We start from the raw sequence: 15,988 nt of genomic DNA, 5'->3' as shown, positions 1-15,988 counted from the left end.
AGAGCCAATACGGTTTTGTTTTGGATCAACCTGCGATCTTCATATTCGCAATGGCTTGCACGCGCGCTTTTTCTATGGCTGCCCCGATCGCTTGACCTTGCAATCCTTGCGCTAAAAAAGGTGCGGAGGTGATTGATGCCGCAGCATCACGTGCGTGTTGCAACCAGGCAGCTTGTGGATACTCACTGCTCTCGTGGCCGAGACGGCCGCGCTTATCAGCCATGCAAGCGGTAAGAAAAATTTGCAGCCTTTCTGGACGGCGCAATGCATCCAATCCCGTCAGTAGCTTCAATGCTGTGGCGGGTTTGAGTTCGAAGGCTCGATGAGCATTGAGATGCTCGCGACATACCAGCTCGGCAAGTTCTGCGTGTTCGGTGGGCACTTTCAAGCGCGCGGCAAGTGCGCGCAAAGGTTGTACGCCGCGGTGTTCGTGGCCGACGTGACGCGGGAGTTCTTCTTTTGGGGTTAGTGCTTTGCCGAGATCATGAGTGAGTGCGCAGAAGCCGACCAGGTCGTTACCGGGCGCCAATCTGGCAGCGGCATCCAGCACCATTTCCACATGGATGCCGGTGTCGATTTCGGGATGGAATTCGGCGCGTTGCGGAATGCCGTACAGGGCATCGATTTCTGGAAATAGCACGGCGAGTGCACCGGCTTCGCGCAATACGCGCAGAAAGGCCGAAGGCTGTGTTTCGCTGAGCGCCTTGCGTGTTTCCGCCCATACGCGTTCGGGTACGAGGTGATCGACTTCGCCGTCGCGCACCATCTGCTGCAGCAAGGCCATGGTTTCGTCGGCCACGGTGAAGCCGAGTGGTGCGAAGCGTGCGGCGAAACGAGCGACGCGCAGTAGGCGGACTGGATCTTCGACGAAAGCGGGCGAGACGTGCCGCAACACGCGTTGTTCAATGTCGCGCGCGCCACCGTAAGGATCGACCAGTCGGCCATCCTCGTCTTCGGCCATGGCGTTGATGGTGAGGTCGCGTCGTGCGAGGTCTTGTTCCAGCGTTACATCTGGATCGGCGTGGAATGCAAAACCGTGATAGCCACGCCCGGTCTTGCGTTCGGTGCGGGCGAGGGCGTATTCCTCGTTCGTTTTCGGATGAAGGAATACCGGGAAATCCTTGCCGACGGGTTTGTAACCCAACGCAAGCATGTGTTCCGGCCGCGCACCGACGATCACGTGGTCGTGGTCGATCACCGGACGTCCCAGCAGTTTGTCACGGACCGCGCCGCCGACCAGGTAAGTACGCATGCCTTATTGTGCCATGGCTCCTCCTACACGCCGTGATGGCGGAAGGTTTGGCGGGACAAGTCCAATCGGCGTTGCCGTGGCATGCCCTGGAGAACGCGCGACAGCAGTCGCGTGAACGACTGCGGCACGATGCCGAGCGAGGCATAGCCGTCCACGCTGCCGACGGAATCGGTGCCAAGGGACAAGAAGTTGTCAGGTGAGAAGGGTTTGCCGGGAAGCATGCCGGCGACCTGCGCCTGCAGCCGGCCAAGGCTGTCAGGTAGCGGCATGATCCGCGTGTGCAAGCCGGCCGCGTCGCGAATGGCATGCACGATCTCGCCCAGCGTAAGCACTTCGGGGCCATATAGTTCGAAGATGCGGCGAGAGACGCGCTTGTCGTTTGCGACACAACGCGCGATGGCCTCGGCAACATCGCCGACGTAGGTGGGTGCCATGCGCGAACTGGCACGCGCCAGCGGCAGCACGGGCAGCTTGCGCAGCAAACTGGCAAAGCGTGTGATGAGTCCATCGCCAGGCCCGAAGATCACGCTGGGTTCGTAGATCGTCCAGTCAAGCGAGGACACTTTGACCAGCGTTTCCGCTTCGCCACGTGTTTTCAGGTATTGCGACTGACCCTGGCCGGCTTTCAGCGAACTCATCTGATGCAGACGCTTTACACCGGTGGTCTGGCAGATGGCAATCAAGCGTCGCGCCATCTCTACATGCGCGCGCTGGAAAGTATGAGCGCCGGTGTTGTTGAGGATGCCGATCAGGTTGATCACCGCATCGGTGCCTTCGCAGTGACGTCGTAACACGGCATCGTCGTAGACGTCTACACTGCGGATGGCGATGCTGGGCAGAACGGCCAGCGAGCGGTGCAGTTCGCGGTTGCGGGAAAGCAGAGTGATGCGGTGTCCATCGGCGGCAAGGCGTGGCACCAGGTAGCTGCCGACGAAACCGGTACCGCCAAGGATGACGATGCGCTGCGGAGTCATGGCGAACGTCCTCCTGCTGTTTGGGAGGGAATCCATCTCGCCGCAATTTTACGTAAGTTGGGGTGCAAACCCCAACATCGCGTCATGTCAGGGATGGTGATGTTGGGGTTTGCACCCCAACCTACTTAGTGCACCGCATCCGTCGTGGGCTTATTCGTTGCCGACGTTGCCGCAGGTGCGGGTGCGGATGCCGCTGAGGCCACGGCTGGCGCCGGGCAGGTCAGGTCCCGGCGATCGTTCGGTGGGTCCACGCGGCTATACGCTTGCCCGATCGGCACCATGCGGGTGGAGAGCGGTGCGGCATTGCCGTGCAGGCGCCAGTCGTAGATCACGCTGTAATACATCACGCGCGCCACGTATTCGCGGGTTTCCTTGAAGGGAATGGTGGCGATGAACAGGTCGGGCGGCAGTTGGCTGCGCGTGGTGAGCCACTGGTTCACACGCGCCGCACCGGCGTTATACGCGGCGCTTGCCAGCCACGGCGAACCATTGAAGCGCCCAGCCATCTGTGCCAGATAGCGCGTGCCCAGTTCGATGTTCACAGCCGGATCGTACAGGCTGTCACCACCGTTCCAGGGCAGTCCGTTGCGGCGTGCCACCTCGGCGCCGGCGCTAGGCAGCAGTTGCATCAGCCCGCGCGCGTCGGCAGCAGATTGCGCATCGCTCATCCACGCGCTTTCCACGCGCAGGATGCCATAGGCCCAGGACGGATCGATGCCAGCCTGCTCGGCCTGCGGTACCAGGCCATCCTGGCTGGCCAGCGGAAAGCGCAACGGGTAGTAGCTGAGTGCGTCGCCTTTGTTGAACGAGAATACCGCGCGGTCGTACCAGCCGCGTTCGTTGGCGAGGATCACGGCTTGCTGGATCGTCTGCGCATCGGCGTTGGCCAACGCCTGGCTCCATTCGCGGCGCGCCGGCTTGGGCATGCCCACCGCGAACAGTTCGAACGCGCGGCGGATGCCGGGGATAGCCAGCACGGCTTGCTGCGTCTGCGGATTGGCTGCCAGTTGCGTGCTGCATAGTGCGTACGGGGCGTGCTGGTGATCGGCGGCCAGATAACCGAAATAGCTGGATTGATCGGCCACGCTGGCATACACGCGTTGCGCTTCTTCGGTGCGGCCCAGTTCGTTCAAAGCACGCGCGTGGAAGTACTGCCACTCGTCATCCTGCTGCTGCGCAGGCGGCATGGCGGCAATGCCATCCAACACGGCTTGCCAATTCTTTTCCGCTAGTGCTACACGCACGCGCCATTCGCGACTGGCTGACGTTTGTGCGGAAGGCGGCAGGTTGACCAGGCGCGCCAGCGCGTTGTCGTCGAAGTCGGTGGCGTGAAAGACGGCCAGCGCATTGAGTACATGGTTGCGCTGTTCCGTCGTGAAGTGGAAACGGCGTTGCAGCTGCTGCCAGGCCGTGTCAGCCATGTCGGACTGGCGCCGCGCCAAACGCACCAGCGCCAGCGCGGCGGCTTGGCGTGAGCGCAGGTTGTCGGGCCATTGCTTGGCCGCCATCACGGCAGCGGCAGGATCGTTGAGCGCCAAGGCGAAGTTCTGCGCTGTCCTGGCTTCGTCTGGCGACAGCCACTGGGCCATGCCGGAGACCGTGCTGGCCTTGCCCGCTTCCACGGCCGCGTCGATGCGCGACCAGATGCGTTCGGGTGTCAGCAGCCCCTGGTCGTACGCGGCCTGCAATACGGGATCGCACGCGGAAGGCAGCGAGGGCTCGGCCCATAGCGAGGCCAGGTCGCGGTTGAAATCCAACTTGGCGCTGCCGGCAAGTTGCGCCTGCAGGGCATCGCAGCTCAGTGCATTGCCAAGCCCCGGTTGGTACATCGCGACGAAGTCGGTCCAATCCTGGCGACGCGCCAGCTCCTGCAGGAAATCGCGACGCAAATCGCTGCTGGGAATCAGGTCGGGATATTGCCGCAGATAGGCTTCCACGGTGGGACGATCCACCTGCTGCAGATCGTGTTCCAGCGAGGCTGCTTGCAGATACGGATATAGCGGATAGTCCTTGAGGCCCTCGGCCAGCGCGCGCCAGCTGTCGCCGCCCTGGCTGGCGGCGGCATAAGCCTGCTTGAACGCCGCACGCTGCGATGCCAGCGACGCATCATCCGTTTGCGCGGCTACCGCACCAGCCAGCATCCCGCCGGCAATAACGGTCAAAAAACAGCGGCCGAGACGCGATACGGCTAGCGAGGCCATGCGGACTCCAGTTCCTGCGGACAATCAGGGGCAGTGTAATGGATGAGTTTTTGCGGGTATGAACAGAGCTTCACGAGGCGCGTGTCAGGTACGTCATGGCTTGCGTTTCGAACTGCGTCATGACACGCCGGCTTCTGTCTTCCGTTGAATGTCGCCTTGCCCGTTCCCTGATCCCCGTTCCCCACTTATCCTTCAACGTTCCGCCCCAAGACGCGCCCAAGACCCGCATGTCATCCAAGCCCAAGAGTGTCGCCCATTACAGTCTTGCCTGGCTGGCGCTGATCCTGGCGACGTTAGCCGGGTTGGCGTGGTGGTGGCAGATCGGCAGGCCGGTGGATTTGCCGGATGCGCCGTCAGCACGCATTGCCTGTGTGTCTTACGCGCCATTTCGCAAGCCGGGCGAAACGCCGTTCGATCGACATTTCGTGATAACGCCTGAGCGCATTGATGAAGACTTGCGTGCGCTGTCGCAACGCTTTGACTGTGTGCGCACCTATTCGCAAAGCAATGGCCTGGCTGCGGTGCCGGCGATTGCTGCGCGTTATCACATGCAGGTGCTGATGGGCATCTGGTTGGGAAACGTGCCGAAGATCAATGATGTCGAGATTGAACAGGGAGTCGCTACCGCCAACGCCAATCCCAAGGTGATCCGCGGAATCGTCGTCGGCAATGAAGTGCTGTTGCGCGGTGATTTATCACCCAAGCGGCTGGCCGAATACATCCGTCGGGTACGCGCGGCCGTGCCAGCCTCGATTCCGGTCACCTATGCCGATGTGTGGGAAAACTGGCTGCGTTATCCCCAAATGGCGAGTGCGGTGGATTTCGTCACGATCCATATCCTGCCGTATTGGGAAAACAATCCGGTCGCGGCCATCGATGCCGTGCAACACGTCGAGGATGTGTACACACGCATACAGCATACGTTTCCCGGCAAGCAGGTGATGATCGGCGAAACCGGCTGGCCCAGTGAGGGACGCCTGCGTCGCTCCGCCGAGCCTAGCCTGGTGGATGAAGCGCTGTATCTGCGCAGCTTCCTGCGCTATGCCGTCCAGGTGCATATGCCTTACAACGTGATCGAGACGTTTGATCAACCATGGAAGCGCCAACTGGAAGGTACCGTGGGCGGCTACTGGGGCATTTTCGATTCGGATGCCAAGCCGAAATTCCCCATGCTCGGGCCGGTGACGGAAGATCCGCAGTGGTGGCTGGGATGGTTGGCAGGTGTCATGGGCGCAGCAGCTTTTGCTGTCGCGGGCGGCCGGCGCCGCAGCTGGCATGGCATCCGGGGTTGGCTGGCTTTGCTGCTGGCAGGTTTCGCCGCAGGTACCTCTGCCGCATGGCAGCTGCGGCAAATGATGTTTGCTTGCCAGTGGTGGTGGGAATGGCTGATTTCAGCGGTGTGCCTGGCTGGGGCATTGGCGATTGCTGCAGCGTTGGCACGGCGTATTGCGGCGCATCTGGCTGATCATCACGATCACACCGAGCCTTCGCAATGGTGGCGTTACTGTGCCATGTTCGCGCTGGTGCTCTACGACATCCTGCTGGCGTTCAACGGACGCTACATGGATTTTCCAATGGGTTTGTTCTGCCTGCCGTGCGTCGCCTACGGTGTGTTTGGCCTGTTGACGCGTGAGTTCATCATGCCGTCGACGGAGCAGCGCTTCATGGCATGTGTCGGCCCCTTGCTGGCGATCGCACCCGTCGTGCAAGAAGTGGGCATGAACAAAGTGACGTGGTTATGGCTGGGTTTGAATCTGGCGATTGCCGTGCCGGTCTGGGTGGCCTGGCGTCATCATCATGCTGTTCGTCTGCAGTCGTACCAGGCGCAGACTGCCGATTAGCAGTGCGACCGCACCGGGGTAGTAGCAATACAGGATCACGGCAAGCACACCAAGCGCAGCCGCCAGCCATGCCAGCCATGGCTTTTTCCAGATCAGCGACAGTGCAGTCACGACGATGGCAGCGATGCCAAAGCCGTAGGAATTGAAACCGAGCACGATCGCAGCGCGCGCACCGCACCACGCCGGACCATTCCCGTCGTCACAAAGATGCGCGAGCTCGGGCGGCTCGATGAAGCCGTAACGCAGCCAGGCCGTAAACAGGCCAAATATCAACAATAGAAACCAGGGAAGGGCGATCGGAAAGAAACGTCGTGCGCTCATTTGTGTGTTTTAGTTGAGGCCAAGGGAAGCTGGATGTCAGCAGCCAGCGCCAGATGATCGGAAAACGCCTGCGGCAGCGTCCACATCTTGTCGATGCGAATACCGGACGACACCAGAATGTGATCGAGCGCGCGCCGCGGCTTCCAGCTTGGAAACGTCGGTACCGCTTGTTCCGGCGGCTGCAGGCTCGAATGGGCAAACAGATGACGCATTTCCGCGCTGCGCGTATCGGTGTTGAGATCGCCCATCAATACGGCATGCGGATGATCCTGCAGTACCTCAGCGATGAAGGCGAGTTGCTTCGCACGCGCCTGCGCACTCAGTGAAAGATGCGCAATTACCACCGCCAATCCGCCGGCTTCGTCGCCGAAGCGTGCCAGCAAGGCGCCGCGACCGGGAATGCGGCTGGGCAGGGGATAGTCGACCACCACCTCCGGTTCCAGCCGGCAGATCAGCCCGTTGGCGGTATGCGAAAGCTGGGCGACCGGTCGGTTCGGCTGATGACTCCAGAACGGCATGCCGGAGGTTTCCGCAAGGTAGCGCGTCTGGTTGAGGAAGCCGGAACGCAAGCTGCCGGCATCGGCTTCCTGCAGGCCAACGACGTCGAATTGCGGCAGCAGTTCGGCGAGGCGATCAAGGTTGTCTAGCTTGCTGCGCGCAGGCAATACCGCGTTGATGCCACGCGTCACGTACTGGTGATAACGCTGCACGCTGGCCCCCGCCAGAATATTGCAGCTCAGGAGGCGCAGCCGTTGATGCTTGGCAGGGGCGCGTGTCATGGAAACGACATCGGGGATGCTCGGGGAGCGGATCGGGGCATCCTAAAGGGTCTCGATGCGGTTATTGTGAAAACCGCATCGGCAAGGCTGCTTCGGCGTGGCGTCGAAGCAGCCCGTCGGTTTACTGCTTGGTGTTCAATTCTTTCTGCACTAGCCACTTGGTGAGATCCACCAATTCACCGAAGCTCTTGATGTTGGCGCTGCGATACTTGCCATCGACCACGATGGTGGGTGTGCCATCCACACCCCAGGCCTGGATCAGTGCGAGATCTTTCTTGATCTGCGCATCCACTTCCGGCGAGTTGGCGATCACCATGAACTGGCCGCGATTGACACCTTGGCTTGCATAGAAGTCCGCGATTTCATCCATCGAGTTGATCGGGTACTGCTCTTTGAATTTCTTGTCGAACAATAGATCGTGTGTGCGGTCGAGCACGCCCAGCTTCTTGGCGGCGTAGTAGGCGCGTGCGAACGGCACCCAGCTGTCGTTGAACGGTGCCGGCACCAGTTTGAACTCCACGTCCTTGGGCAGCGACTTGCGCAGCTCATCGGCATAGGTGGAGAACTCGGCGCAGTGGATGCAAGCGTAGGAGAACACTTCCACCACTTCGACCTTGCCGCTGCTGCTGGCGCGCTGATAAGGCGCAGACAGCGTGACGTACTGGTTGCCGTCGGTAAACGGGGCTGCGGTGTCACCGGGAGCGGCCGCACTGCAAGCAGTGGTCAGCAGCAAGCCGCAGAGCATAGTGGCGAGACGGAATCGGGCGGTCTTGAACATGGGTCTTCCTGATGACGAAGCTCGTCAAATTTTCTGAGTCAAAACAAAAGCGCCCGGCGGACCGGGCGCTGTGCGTGCTTGGCTTACTTGCCCGCGGCTTCCTTGGCGACGAGCCATTTGGTCAGCTCGATCGACTGCGGGTAGCCGCCCGCATCGCCTACCGTGAAACGGTATTTGCCGTTGACGACGATGGTGGGCGTGGCATCCACGCCATACGCTTTCATCATGTCGTCGGCGCGCTTCATCTGCGTGTTGATGCTGAAGGAATTGGCTACGGCCACAAACTGCTTGGGATCGACGCCGTACTTGGCGTAGAACTTCGCTACATCATCGATCTTCGGCCATGCCGATTGCGGCTTCGGGCGATTGGTGGTGAGATCGTAGGTCGCCAGTTCGCCGGTCTTCCATATTGCGTCGAACATCGCGTCGTGGGTTTTCCCGACCACGCCCAGCGCCTTGGCGGCATAGTAGGCGCGTTGGAACAGCGGCCAGTTTTCATCCGGGCGGAACGAGGCCGGCAGATAAGTCATCACCGCATTCGACGGCAGGCTCATTTCCAGCTGATCGACGGTGGTGTGAAACGCATTGCAGGCCGGGCAGGCGTAGGAGAACACTTCCGTCACCACGATCTTGTCGGGATTGCCGGTCGGCTGTTGCGGCTCGATCGTGAAGTAGTTCTTGCCTTCCACCCACTTGCCGTTGTCGACGAAGGGTTCGGCGGGTGCGGAAGGCTGCTTGGTTGCAGTGGCCGTCGACGCCGATGTAGGCACGGCGGCGGTGCTGGCGGATGCGGCAGTGGACGTGGTTGCCGGGGCCTGAGCCGTGCTGGCGGGAGCCGGCTTCGCGGCCGAGGCCGAGGTGGCCGGGGCGGATGTCTGGGCCGGCGCGGGTTGCGGCGCCGTGGTATCGGAGCCGTTGTGACTGCAGGCGGCAAGCGCGATCAACGCCGCGCAAAGGAAAGACAAACGCTTCAGCATGGCTGGCCTCGGGGGATGGAAAACGGGGGATGCTCCGATGCATTTTACGAAAAATGGATCAGGGCATCCCTAGGACAACATGGCCGGCGCTAAGTTACGGCGATTTGGCGGTCGCACTACGGTCGGTCACGTGCAGACCCTCGATATAGCTGGCCAAGGCCGCGATATCCTGCGGGTCGAGGTTCTTGGCGACGGTCGGCATGATCTGCGCATGCGCCTCGTGGCCCCAGACGGCGCCATCGTGGAAATCCTTCAACTTGGCTTCGATGTACTGCGCATGCTGACTGGTGAGCTGTGGATACATCGCGCCCGGATTGCCGCGGCCGTCCATGCCGTGGCATGCCATGCAGGCCGGAATGCCGCGTTGCGGATCACCTTCGCGATAAAGCTGCTGTCCGTGCTCGACCAGTGCCTGGTCGGCGACACCTGGCAGTGGCTGTTTGCTGGCGAAGTAGGCGCCGATATCGCGCGTGTCCTGGTCGGACAGCGGCGTGGCCATGCCGAGCATGATGGCGTTCTGGCGCTCGCCATCTTTGAAGTTGTGCAACTGGTGCGCGATGTACATCTCGTGCTGCCCGGCGAGCTTCGGATACTGCGCGTCGGAAGAATTGCCGTCCATGCCGTGGCAGGCGCCGCAGGCGGCGGCCTTGGCCTGGCCGGCCGTGGCATCGCCTGGCTTGGTGGACATCATCCAATTGTCATCGTGCGGCGCAGCGGCGGGTACGGCGGCAGCCGGCGCGCTCGTGGCGGGAGCGGGTTTGGCGGAGGCAGCTTGGGCCGGCGCGGGAGCTTTGGTGTTCTGCGCAAGAACGGCGCTGGTGGAGAGAGCAAGAACCAGGGCTACTGCATTCACGACAGCGGGCCGGCAACCGGCGAGCCGAAAACTCATACACTTGCCTCCAGGAAACACTGTTGGATGTACGGTGCGCACCCTCAAGCCCTCAGCGCACCGTGACTGGCAGAACTTCAAAATTATCGCTACCCCATACCAGCCGGTCAAACCAAGGACTATGCCTACCAATCCCTTGCAGGGCGCACAGTTCGTGCTTGCCGCCCATCGTATCCAGCAACTGCCCACCGACGAAGGTGCCGAGGTGGCATTTGCCGGACGCTCCAACGCAGGCAAATCCAGTGCATTGAACGCATTGACCGGCCAGAAGGGCCTGGCGCGCACCTCGAAAACACCGGGGCGCACACAGCAGATGGTCGCCTTTTCACTACCCCCAGTGCTGCGCGGTGAAACGTCGCAGCCGGTAGACACCCGCCTGATCGATCTGCCTGGCTATGGTTACGCCAAGGTGCCTGACGCGCTGCGCGATCACTGGCGTCACGAGATCGACCGCTATCTGCACGTCCGTCGTAGTTTGCGCGGTGTCGTGCTGATCGTGGACATCCGCCATCCCATGAAGGAATTCGACCGGATGATGCTGGACTTCTGCCTCGCCACGGTGCTGCCGTGCCATGTGCTGCTGACCAAGGCCGACAAGCTGTCGCGCAATCAGGCGAGCCAGGCGTTGGCCGTGTTGCGCAAAGACATGGGCGCGAACACGCCGGTGACGATGCAGGTGTTTTCCGCGCAGAATGGCACGGGCGTCGAGGAGGCACGCGCTGCCGTCATGACTTTGCTGGCGGGCCATGAGCGCGCCACGATCGAATAGCGCGCACGAGCCGCGTAGGTTGGGGTGCAAACCCCAACACGGGTGTCTACATACATGACGATGTTGGGGTTTGCACCCCAACCTACGCGTTGACCGCTTCCATGAATACCGCGCACAACGCTTCCATCCCCGCTCGGTCTTCGTCATCGAAGCGGCCGATGGACGGACTGTCCACATCCCACACGCCCAGCAGCGTGCCATCGGCCTTCACCAATGGCACGACAATTTCCGATTGTGACGCTGCATCGCAGGCAATGTGGCCGTCGAAATCGTTCACGTCGCGCACCAACTGCGTCTGGCGCGTCTGCGCCGCGGTGCCGCATACGCCCTTGCCCAGTGCAATGCGGATGCAGGCGGGCTTGCCCTGGAAGGGGCCAACGACCAGCTCCCTGCCGTCATAGAGATAAAACCCGGCCCAGTTGAAGTCGGGCAGGCTGTGGAACACCAGTGCCGCGAAGTTGGCTGCGTTGGCGATGAGGCTGGGCTCACCGGCAAGCATGCCGCGAGCCTGGTCCGCCAGGTCGGCGTATTGCTCGGACTTGCTTGCTCCCAGGCCGTTTTTGATCTCGAACATGACGTGTGGACTCGATTGCTGCAGACTGATCCGCCAAAGATGAGGCGTCTATTGTCCAGGCACAAGGGGAATCGGCTATGAGCGAACAGCATGATGCTGCGCAGAGTGGGCGCGTCGAGGCACACCGGCTGGATGGTTTCATCGACGCAGCTTTCGCGTTTGCGGTAAGCGTGCTGGCCATTGCGGGGGCCGAGGTGCCGCACAGCATGCATGATCTGTTGCTGGCGCTGGATCGGATTCCGGCTTTTGCCTGCAGTTTCGCCACCCTGATGATCTTCTGGCACCGCCATGTACGCTGGCGTGACCGTTTCCGGCTGCATGACACGACCAGCATGATCCTGAGCTTGATGCTGGTATTTTTCGCGTTGATTTTTGTCTACCCCCTTAACATGTTGTTCCAGGCCATGTTCGGTGCACTTTATGGCGCCTTCGCCCATCAGGAACTGTCCGGTGCCCCGTCCATCACCAGCGTGCACGAAGTGAAAGCCCTCTACCTTTGCTACGCCTTGGCCTATGCATGCATGGCGGCGTGTCTTGCGTGTCTTTATCGGCATAGCCTGCGCAAGACACATATGTCGCATGCAGAGCGGATCGATGCGCGGGAAAACTTCTATACCCAATCGGGCTCGATTTGCGTGGCCTTGCTTTCGCTTCTCGTGACGCTCGTTATTCCCGAGACGCCGACATGGACAGCGTTGCCCGGCTGCCTCTACATCTTGCTGTCGCCGGTCTATTGGATAGCGGGTCGTTGGGCGAGAAGGGCCAAGGCGAGCGCAGCATGAGTTCAGCGCTATTCGTGGCCGGTACCGACACAGGTATCGGTAAAACCCATGCGGCATGCACATTGATTCACGCCCTGCGCGCGGCGGGCCACAGCGTCTGCGGCATGAAGCCGGTCGCCAGCGGATGCATTGAGACGATGCACGGTTTGCGTAACGAGGACGCGCTGGCGTTGCAAGCCGCAAGCGCGCCACCGCCCGCGTACGAAGAGATTAATCCTGTTGCCTTGCGTGAGCCGCTGTCGCCACATCTGGCCGCTGCTCACGCAGGCGTGACGATTGCGTTGCCGCCGCTACACACGGCGTTTCAGAAGCTATACGCGCGTTACGACGTGGTCGTGGTCGAAGGTGTGGGCGGCTGGCGGGTACCGTTATCGCCGGGTTTGCTCGCCTCGGATCTTCCCAAGGCGTGGAATTTGCCGGTGATGCTGGTGGTGGGGTTGCGGCTTGGATGCCTCAATCATGCGTTACTCAGCGCCGAGGCCATCCAGGCGGATGGCTGCCGTCTGGCTGGCTGGATTGGGAACTGCATCGACCCCGCGATGGCTGCGATCGAGGAGAATATCGACACGCTGCGTACGCTGCTGCCGGTGCCCTGCCTGGGGATCCTGCCGCATGGCCTGCCACCGGAACGGGCCTCGCATCTGCTGGACCAGGCAGCGCTGCGCTGTTGAGGCAAGCAAAGGCCACCAGGCCTTCTATGTCAGGAACGGTCACCAAAAAGGGAGAAACCATGACCAGTCGCACTCACTACTATCTGCAGATCAAGGATCTCAAACATGCACGTGGCCCGGAATCGACGCTGAGCTACGACGGCGCCGGCCCGAACGATTTTGCTGCAGCCTTGCAGGAAGCGCTGCGCAGTCCGCTGCTGTTTCAGCGCTGGCGCGCCATGCAACCAGATCCCGATAGCGTGGACGAGCATCTTGGTGTGACCGACCAGATCGCTACAGTAAGTGCGAAGGCCGTGGATTTGCACACCGAAGTGGATGTGATCAGCGGTCTTCCGATGAGCATCATTCGTCAGCGTTTGAACTGGCTCATCGGCACGAACTGGCAATTGCACGACGTGCGCCCGGCGTAAAACGGCACATCCGGTACAAGAGCAGGCATAGCATGCTGTCACCCGCGACATGCCGTACGGATCGATCCTGTGCTTCCTTCGATCGGTAGAGCTGTACTGTATGACGACGATTTCCGGCCCCTCGCCCTTATCAACCTCAACGGTTCCGACGACGGACACCGCCACACCATCTCCTTCGAACACGTCCTCCTCGCCGCCCGTCGCGTCTGTTGTCACGCGTGCGAACTCCTTCGACGATTCCGCGACCAAGACATATCGCTCCACGTCCACGGCCAAGAGCGCTACGGCGAGTGCGCCATCGCCATCGAGTGCATCGACCAGCGCGAGTACCTCCCTGGCCACACGCCGCACCGATCTGAACCGGCGCATAGGGCTGCTTTTCGAGCAGTCACCGTCGTATCACGATGCCGGGGATGGTTATATCCGCCAGGTGCTGACCAAGCATGCTTCAGAGCTTGGCCTGACGCCCGAGCAGATCGAGAACCTGGATCTGGATAACACCTACTGGACCGAATACGAGCCGAGCCATTCCCCCCAGCGGTCGGCGTCATGGTTTCCACCACCGCCCAATCCCAAAGCCGGCCAGTTCATCCGCTCCATTCCACTGTCCCAGATACCGGTGACGAATATCCCCGATGCCATAGGGGATGGCCGCTTCCGTATCACCACCAGCGACGATCCCCAGCAAACCTACGACACTGCGCCACGCGCGGACATCTCACCCGAAGCATTCGCCAAGGCCTTTGGCGAGGAGAACACCAAGGAGGGCGGCTTCAAGGCCAGCTACCAGCAACAGGTCAACCAGTTTTTTGACAGCCAGCACGGCACGCTCAAACAACTTCAGCACGACAAGGCGCAATTCCTGCTGGACCAGCAGCAGGCCAACGGCCAGGTGAAAGACCTGGGGCCGGCTGACTACACGTTCTTGCGTCAAGCCTTGAACTCGGATCCCGCGGTGAAAGAGATGTCTCGCATCTATCCGTTGGAAATCGCCGGCTACCAGTCACCTTCCGCCCTGGTCATCGAGGATACCCGGCCGAACGGCCCCACCTACCTGTATTTGCCGGACGAGCCGCAGCCGTGTTTGCGCTTCAAGGACAAGGAGGCGGCCAAGCAGTATGTCCACCATCGCACGGACGACCCGGCGGGTGCGCATGGGTTCGCGACGACCTATTTCTCATACAACGACGCGGCCGGCACCTGGGACAATGACGGCGTCGAGCGCTATCTGAACGATGAAAGCGACTATCGCCGCAGCCAGCTGCATCCCACCGTCGGCGACAATCCAGGGGGCGGAGGCGATCTATATTTGATGAACCGGCGGGACATCAGTGCCGATCCGTTCGGGCAACAGGTCGACATCGCCAAAGAGAAAGCACTTGACCAAGCCAATTTCGACATCACCTCCGACGCGGACAAGGCCGACAAGCGCCGGTATGACGAATGGGGCAGGTACTGGTATCTGCCTGGCCACCAATTGGTGCAGCTGGCGTACGCCAAGACCGGTGCACAGAAAGCGGAGGCCGCGGGCAGCCTGGCGGGAGATATCCTTGGGCAGGTGCTCCTGGATGGACTGGGTCGAGTGTTTGGTGGGTTGCTGAAGGAGGCTGGGGCCTTCGCGAAGGCGGAAGCGGAGATGCCCAAGCCGGAGCTATCCGAGCCCGTATCACCCAAACCAGAGGCAGCGTCGCCTAAACCGGAAGAGCCGCCCTTGGAAGGCGGAAAGCCCCAGTCGCCGTCGCCGCCCGACAAACCCGCACCGCCGCCAAGCCCGACCAACACGGATCTTGAGCCGTACGCGGCCAACGTGACGGAGGAACAGCTTCAACCTGGCGGTGGCAGCGGGATCCGGGTAGGCAAGGATGGCTATTCATATGCGCGGGTGGGCGATAAGTACTACCAGGTCGTCAGGGATCTCCGGAGTCAATCTGGAAAGCCAGTGTATCGGGTGGTCGATCCCCAGGATCCCTATGGCTTTGGATACCGCAACCCGATTTTTTTGCGCTCGGACGGCAAGGGGGGATGGGTTCCCGAGAAGCTGGGTTTGCGCGGCGGCTCCGATGACATGGACTTCAATGCGATGAAAGAACTCGACCTCGATGAGGAGAGCCGCCAGAGGCTTATTCAGGAGGAGCGTGACGAGCCTACACCGCCGAATGCGCTTGACGGTTATCTAGGTCCAAGCGATCAACCTCAGCCGGGTCCAAGTACGGCAATCAGCGGGCCTCATGGCTCTCAGCCGCCGCCTGATCTTCAAGATGTTGGGCGCCTCGATCCAATTCGTCCGGACAAGAACTATGTGTCTGTCAGCCCTGCCACTGCCTCGTTGTGGGCACGCGCGAGATTACCTCCAGAGGTCAAGGCGTTGTCACCCATGTCCAATATGACCTCAACCGATGCAATGCGCATTGTGCAAGCCTATTTCATTAAACATGGGTATCAGGTAAAGATGGAATTTCCGAGCAGACACGGAATCACTCCGGGACTCCGAATTACCGACCCAACAACAGGTAATGTTTTTGTACTTCATGCCAGAGTTGGTACCAATAGGGGTTATGATGGTCTCCAAATTCAAATTCCTCCCCGCATCCCCAATGAACCGGGGACCGTGCACGTACTTGCCGTTGTGGCCCGAAATCGCGATGGCGAGGCGACAGAGATCTTTCTCAGGCCTTTGCTTCCTCGTTGATTCGGGGGCGTGAAACGTCAGCGTTGACCCAAGGGGGGAGGCATGATGTCTACGCGCAAACAGTAAAGGCCGCTGTGCATG

Annotated in this window: 15 protein-coding genes; 6 read left to right on the top strand and 9 right to left on the bottom strand. The window is 61.0% G+C overall.

The genetic code is table 11. The features are described from left to right. Window positions 1-25 precede the first annotated feature (25 nt). From IEX75_RS06910 to IEX75_RS06900, 3 genes are all read right to left on the bottom strand, one after another. Entirely contained in the window at window positions 26-1,252 is a 1,227-nt protein-coding gene (locus IEX75_RS06910) for a multifunctional CCA addition/repair protein (protein WP_188793493.1), read from the bottom strand. 23 nt (window positions 1,253-1,275) lie between these two features. Then, complete coding sequence (locus IEX75_RS06905; protein WP_188793492.1) at window positions 1,276-2,226, bottom strand: complex I NDUFA9 subunit family protein; 951 nt, start codon at window positions 2,224-2,226, stop codon at window positions 1,276-1,278. A 125-nt stretch (window positions 2,227-2,351) separates the two neighbouring features. Then, a complete protein-coding gene (locus IEX75_RS06900; RefSeq protein WP_188793491.1) occupies window positions 2,352-4,427 on the bottom strand; it encodes a transglycosylase SLT domain-containing protein in 2,076 nt (691 codons plus the stop codon). 227 nt (window positions 4,428-4,654) lie between these two features. Between IEX75_RS06900 and IEX75_RS06895 the strand changes: the two genes are divergently transcribed. Then, complete coding sequence (locus tag IEX75_RS06895) at window positions 4,655-6,268, top strand: glycoside hydrolase family 17 protein (RefSeq protein WP_188793490.1); 1,614 nt, start codon at window positions 4,655-4,657, stop codon at window positions 6,266-6,268. Here the strand turns inward: IEX75_RS06895 and IEX75_RS06890 are convergent. From IEX75_RS06890 to IEX75_RS06870, 5 genes are all read right to left on the bottom strand, one after another. Further along, on the bottom strand, window positions 6,164-6,589 hold the full coding sequence (locus IEX75_RS06890; RefSeq protein WP_188793489.1) for a hypothetical protein: 426 nt from the start codon (window positions 6,587-6,589) through the stop codon (window positions 6,164-6,166). The two genes, IEX75_RS06895 and IEX75_RS06890, sit on opposite strands and share 105 nt — an antisense overlap. Further along, a complete protein-coding gene (locus IEX75_RS06885) occupies window positions 6,586-7,368 on the bottom strand; it encodes an endonuclease/exonuclease/phosphatase family protein (protein ID WP_188793488.1) in 783 nt (260 codons plus the stop codon). Before IEX75_RS06885 ends, IEX75_RS06890 begins: the two co-directional genes overlap by 4 nt. A gap of 121 nt (window positions 7,369-7,489) precedes the next feature. Beyond that, the gene (locus IEX75_RS06880; protein WP_188793487.1) at window positions 7,490-8,146 is read right to left on the bottom strand and encodes a thiol:disulfide interchange protein DsbA/DsbL; all 657 of its coding nucleotides are present in this window, start codon (window positions 8,144-8,146) and stop codon (window positions 7,490-7,492) included. Between the two features lie 83 nt (window positions 8,147-8,229). Further along, complete coding sequence (locus tag IEX75_RS06875) at window positions 8,230-9,123, bottom strand: thiol:disulfide interchange protein DsbA/DsbL (RefSeq protein WP_188793486.1); 894 nt, start codon at window positions 9,121-9,123, stop codon at window positions 8,230-8,232. 94 nt (window positions 9,124-9,217) lie between these two features. After that, window positions 9,218-10,012, bottom strand: coding sequence for a c-type cytochrome (locus IEX75_RS06870; RefSeq protein WP_188793485.1), 795 nt, complete (start codon window positions 10,010-10,012; stop codon window positions 9,218-9,220). Between the two features lie 121 nt (window positions 10,013-10,133). Here IEX75_RS06870 and yihA point away from each other — a divergent pair, with 121 nt between their 5' ends. Further along, window positions 10,134-10,781, top strand: a complete 648-nt coding sequence (yihA, locus tag IEX75_RS06865; protein ID WP_188793484.1) for a ribosome biogenesis GTP-binding protein YihA/YsxC — start codon at window positions 10,134-10,136, stop codon at window positions 10,779-10,781. Between the two features lie 82 nt (window positions 10,782-10,863). Here the strand turns inward: yihA and IEX75_RS06860 are convergent, their stop codons facing one another. Beyond that, entirely contained in the window at window positions 10,864-11,355 is a 492-nt protein-coding gene (locus tag IEX75_RS06860; protein WP_188793483.1) for a GAF domain-containing protein, read from the bottom strand. 77 nt (window positions 11,356-11,432) lie between these two features. Between IEX75_RS06860 and IEX75_RS06855 the strand changes: the two genes are divergently transcribed. The 4 genes from IEX75_RS06855 (at window position 11,433) to IEX75_RS06840 (ending at window position 15,907) form a co-directional block, all read left to right on the top strand. Then, a complete protein-coding gene (locus IEX75_RS06855) occupies window positions 11,433-12,137 on the top strand; it encodes a TMEM175 family protein (protein WP_188793482.1) in 705 nt (234 codons plus the stop codon). Next, entirely contained in the window at window positions 12,134-12,808 is a 675-nt protein-coding gene (bioD, locus tag IEX75_RS06850; protein ID WP_188793481.1) for a dethiobiotin synthase, read from the top strand. The genes IEX75_RS06855 and bioD overlap by 4 nt, the downstream gene beginning before the upstream one ends. 59 nt (window positions 12,809-12,867) lie before the next feature. Then, window positions 12,868-13,218: a hypothetical protein gene (locus IEX75_RS06845; protein WP_188793480.1), complete on the top strand. Its 351-nt coding sequence runs from the start codon at window positions 12,868-12,870 to the stop codon at window positions 13,216-13,218. A 100-nt stretch (window positions 13,219-13,318) separates the two neighbouring features. Then, a complete protein-coding gene (locus tag IEX75_RS06840; protein ID WP_188793479.1) occupies window positions 13,319-15,907 on the top strand; it encodes a dermonecrotic toxin domain-containing protein in 2,589 nt (862 codons plus the stop codon). Window positions 15,908-15,988: the final 81 nt, after the last annotated feature.

The sequence above is a fragment of the Dyella nitratireducens genome (assembly GCF_014642835.1).
In the GTDB taxonomy this organism is placed as follows: domain Bacteria; phylum Pseudomonadota; class Gammaproteobacteria; order Xanthomonadales; family Rhodanobacteraceae; genus Dyella_B; species Dyella_B nitratireducens.
Note: the sequence above shows the minus strand (reverse complement) of the source record. Positions and strands in the feature narration are given on the sequence as shown.